Raw genomic sequence first — 4,605 nt, 5'->3', positions numbered from 1 at the left:
GGGTGACGGCTTCTCCTTCGACAATGAATTGCCGCGCCACCAGCAGTTCGTCGCGCCGTTCGAGCTGGCCTCCAGCCTGGTCACCAATCGTGACTATCTCGCCTTTATCGAGGCGGGCGGCTACCGTACCGCCAGCCTGTGGCTGGCCGAAGGCTGGGACTGGGTGCGCAGCCAGAACCTGCAGTGCCCGCTGTACTGGCAGCAGGATGGGTCCGGCCAGTGGCTGGAATTTACCCTGCATGGCCTGCAGCCGCTGGATCTCGACCGTCCCGCCACCCACCTGTCGCTGTTCGAAGCGGACGCCTATGCCCACTGGGCGGGGGCGCGCCTGCCGACGGAAGCGGAGTGGGAGCTGGCGGCGCACGGAGTGCCGATGCAATCGGGCCAGCTGCATCCGGCTGCGGCCGTGTCCGGCGCCGGGCTGCGGCAGATGTTCGGCCACTGCTGGCAATGGACCAGCAGCAGCTATGCGCCGTATCCCGGCTACCGCACGGCGCCGGGCGCGCTGGGCGAATACAACGGCAAGTTCATGCTGAACCAGTATGTGCTGCGCGGCTCTTCCTGCGCCACGCCGGACGGCCATGCACGCGCCAGCTACCGTAATTTCTTTCCGGCCGGGGCACGCTGGCAATTCACCGGCATCCGCCTGGCGCGGCAAGTAGATTAAGCGCGAAGCAGCCGGCGCGGTGAGGCAAATGCTGGGCGCACCGGTGCCTGCCGGGTTTCTTCCAGCTTGAACTGGCTGACCAGCGCTTCCAGTTCGCTGGCCTGGTCGTGCATGGCGGCCGCTGCCGCGGCGGCCTGTTCCACCAGCGCCGCGTTCTGCTGGGTGGTCTGGTCCATCTGCATGATGGCCGCATTGATCTGTTCGATCCCTTCGCTTTGCTCGTGGTTGGCCACGCTGATCTCGCCGACGATCTCGCTCACGCGCCCCACGCTGGCCACCACTTCCTGCATCGTGCTGCCGGCCTGGCTGACCAGCTGCGCGCCCTGGCCGACCTGGCTGACGGAATGGGCGATCAGCTCCTTGATTTCCTTCGCCGCCGCCGACGAGCGGTGCGCCAGGTTGCGTACTTCCGTGGCGACCACCGCAAAGCCGCGTCCCTGTTCGCCGGCGCGCGCCGCTTCCACCGCCGCATTGAGCGCCAGGATATTGGTCTGGAAGGCGATGCCGTCGATCACGGCAATGATGTCGACGATTTTCTTCGACGAGGCATTGATGGCGTCCATGGTACCGACCACCTGCGCCATCGCTTGGCCGCCGCGCTGCGCCACTTCGGCCGCCGAGCGGGCCAGGCTGTCGGCCTGGCGCGCGTTGTCGCTGTTGCTGCGCACCGTGCCCGTCATTTCAATCATCGACGAGGCCGTCTCTTCCAGCGCGCTGGCCTGCGCTTCCGTGCGCGCCGACAGGTCGGCATTGCCGCTGGCAATTTCGCTCGACGCCACCGCAATCGCGCCGGTGCCGCCGCGCACTTGCCCGACCAGTCCGGCCAGGTTGGCGTTCATGTCGCGCAGCGCCTGCAGCAGCTGGCCCGTTTCATCGTTGCTGTCAGAAACGATTTTGCTGCGCAGGTCGCCGGCCGCCACGGCGCGCGCCACCTCCAGTGCATAAGCCAGCGGCGCGGTGATCGAGCGCGTCACATACCAGGCAAACGCGATGCCCAGCAGCAGGGCGGCCGTGCCCAGGCTGGCCATCATGACGTTAGCTGTGGAAATATTGTCGTGGATAGACCGGCCGCTTTTCAGCACCAGGCCGCGCTGCACGTCGCTGAGCGTGTTGACGGTGGTCTGCAGGCGGGCCAGGGCGGGCAGGGTATCCTGGCGCACATGCTCGGCGGCCTGCTCGCGCTGCGCGGCGGCCAGCAGTTTGTCGGCCTGGCTGAACGAGGCCACGAATGCCTTGCGCTGCTGTTTCAGGGTTGCCAGCAGCTCCTTGCCTTCGGGCAGGACCACCAGGCGGTCGAGCACTTCCAGCGACTTGCTGATGGTGGCCTTGTTGGCGTCAATTTCAGCGTGGATGGCGCTCGAGCGGACCGCGTCGTCGTGGATGAACAATTCGAGCACCAGCGCCGCGTTCGAGCGCGTGGTGCTGCGGATGGTGGCGATGGCGTCGGCCTTGGCCCAGTCGCTCTGGATAATCGATTCGCTCAGGCCGCCGATCTTGTCGAGCCGCAAGAGGCCGGTGGCGATCAGCACTACCATCAGCAGCAGCACCACGCCAAACCCTGCGCCCAGCCTTACGCCTATCTTCATGTCCGTCAATTTCATGATGCTTCCCCAGGTAGCTAACAGTTGCGTGCAGTCTCCGATGGTCTTCTTCTCATTTGATTATACGGTTTGTGATACCTGGATTGCATCAATGATTAACCAGTAGAAACGAAAAAACGGAACGCCGATCAAGGCGTTCCGTTCTTTTTTATGGACTGACGCCCTGTAGGACTGGGACTACACAGCAGTTGCGGGCGCAGCGGCGACTGTTGTTTTTTCGCCTTCCACTTGCTTGAGGCGGCGGTTCACGGCCGACAGCACGGCCTTGAACGAGGCGGTCACGATATTGCTGTCGATGGCGGCGCCGAACAGGGTCGGGCCGTTGTCGAGGCGCAGTTCGACATAGCAGGCAGCCTGGGCATTGGCGCCCGAACCGATCGAATGCTCATGGTAGTCCATCAGCTTGATATCGAGGCCGAGCGCATTGACGAACGCATCGATCGGGCCGTTGCCGCCGCCTTGCAGCGCCAGTGGCGCCTGGCGGTGCGACAGGCTGATGTCGATCTGCACCGACTCGTCGCTGCTGGTGTCTTCCACCATGCGGTGCGAGGCGTAGGCGTACGGCGCGGTCTGCTCCAGGTATTCCTTCTGGAAGATGTCGTGGATATCCTGGGCGGCGATTTCGCGGCCGGTGGCGTCGGCCACGGCTTGCACGGCGCGCGAGAATTCGATCTGCAGGCGGCGCGGCAACACCAGGCCGTATTCCTGTTCCAGCAGGTAAGCCATGCCGCCCTTGCCGGACTGGCTGTTGACGCGGATCACCGCGTCATAGCTGCGGCCAAGATCTGCCGGGTCGATCGGCAGGTACGGCACTTCCCAGATGCTGTCGGGCTGCTGCTTGGCGAAACCCTTCTTGATCGCATCCTGGTGCGAGCCGGAGAAGGCCGTAAATACCAGGTCGCCCGCATACGGGTGGCGCGGGTGCACCGGCAACTGGTTGCACTCTTCCACGCACTTGCGCACGCTGTCGATATCGGAGAAATCGAGGCCCGGATGCACGCCCTGGGTATACAAGTTCATCGCCAGGGTGACCAGGTCGACGTTGCCGGTGCGCTCGCCGTTGCCGAACAAACAGCCTTCGACGCGCTCGGCGCCAGCCATCACGGCCAGCTCGGCCGAGGCGACGGCCGTGCCGCGGTCATTGTGCGGGTGCACGCTGATAATGATGGAATCGCGGCGCGCCAGCTTGCGCGACATCCATTCGATCTGGTCGGCATACACGTTGGGCGTGCTGCATTCCACGGTCGATGGCAGGTTGATGATCATCTTGTTGGCCGGGGTCGGCTTCCAGATGGCGCTGACGGCGTCGCAGATATGCTTGGAGAAATCGAGTTCGGTGGTCGAGAACGATTCCGGCGTGTATTCGAAGCCCCATTCCGTTTCCGGATGCTGCGACACCAGCTGCTTGACCAGCGTGGTGCCGGTGGTGGCGATATTGGTGATTTCTTCGCGCGACATGCCGAACACCACCTTGCGGAACACGGGCGCCACCGAGTTGTACAGGTGGACGATGGCGCGTTTGGCGCCAACGACGGACTCGACGGTGCGGCGGATCAGTTCTTCGCGCGACTGGGTCAGGACGATGATGGTGACGTCGTCCGGAATGCGGTTTTCATCGACCAGCTTGCGCACGAAATCGAAGTCGGTCTGCGAGGCCGAAGGAAAGCCCACTTCGATTTCCTTCAGGCCGACGGCGATCAGCATCTCGAAGAATCGCAGCTTCTTTTCCGCGCTCATCGGCTCGATCAGCGACTGGTTGCCGTCGCGTAAATCGGTGCTCATCCAGATCGGCGGCTTGTCGATGATCTGGTTCGGCCATTGACGGTCGGTCAATTTGACGGGAGGGAAGGCGCGGTACTTGGAAGCTGGATTTTGCAACATCATGATCGGGTACTCCTGAAAGGGGAAAATCGAAATCGGGTGTGGCGCAAGCTTGCCGGGCGGCCACGCAACGCTAGGCCAGGCAAGCGATCGGTAGCGATAGGCGGCCAGCGGCTGCGGCAGAGGCTGCAGGGATTGCGTTGTGTAATGGGGATGGTGCAAACATCATCAAACCTTCCAGGTTTTTTAAAACACGCCGGCGTGTGGCCAGGCGCAGCAAAGCGGCAAACTCAAGCGCGTGCTAGTAGTAGTCGCGGTAGCGACAGCAGGGAAGGGGATGGAAGTTTGAAGGAGGACATGCAGCCAATGTAATGGAGTTTGGGGCGCACTGTCAAGCAGATTTCTGACCTGGCAGCAATTGCCGGCCCAGGGCCGGCCGCACAGCAGCTGGTCCAGCCGGGCGCGGCTCTCCTCGACAATGGCCTGATGGCTGTCGAACACGGCGGCGCCGTGCAA

The 4,605-nt window shown here is 63.4% G+C and carries 3 protein-coding genes; 1 reads left to right on the top strand and 2 read right to left on the bottom strand.

The genetic code is table 11. The annotated features are described in order from the left end of the window. Window positions 1–667, top strand: a 667-nt coding sequence (locus RTQ46_RS13025) for an SUMF1/EgtB/PvdO family nonheme iron enzyme (protein WP_312437120.1), incomplete at its 5' end; no start/stop codon positions are given. On the opposite strand, the gene RTQ46_RS13020 is transcribed toward RTQ46_RS13025, so the two are convergent. Beyond that, window positions 664–2,268, bottom strand: coding sequence for a methyl-accepting chemotaxis protein (locus tag RTQ46_RS13020; RefSeq protein WP_312437119.1), 1,605 nt, complete (start codon window positions 2,266–2,268; stop codon window positions 664–666). The genes RTQ46_RS13025 and RTQ46_RS13020 overlap by 4 nt on opposite strands. Window positions 2,269–2,445: 177 nt before the next feature. Continuing rightward, window positions 2,446–4,152 (bottom strand): 2-isopropylmalate synthase, encoded by a 1,707-nt coding sequence (gene leuA, locus RTQ46_RS13015; protein WP_312437117.1) that lies wholly within the window; start codon window positions 4,150–4,152, stop codon window positions 2,446–2,448. Window positions 4,153–4,605: the final 453 nt, after the last annotated feature.

The sequence above is a fragment of the Janthinobacterium sp. genome, from assembly GCF_031995485.1.
Classification (GTDB): domain Bacteria; phylum Pseudomonadota; class Gammaproteobacteria; order Burkholderiales; family Burkholderiaceae_D; genus Janthinobacterium.
Note: the sequence above shows the minus strand (reverse complement) of the source record. Positions and strands in the feature narration are given on the sequence as shown.

What these genes read in the sequence shown, in the direction of transcription:
- RTQ46_RS13020 (WP_312437119.1), bottom strand. Translation starts at nt 2,268, where the DNA reads ATGAAATTGACGGACATGAAGATAGGCGTAAGGCTGGGCGCAGGGTTT.
- leuA (WP_312437117.1), bottom strand. Translation starts at nt 4,152, where the DNA reads ATGATGTTGCAAAATCCAGCTTCCAAGTACCGCGCCTTCCCTCCCGTC.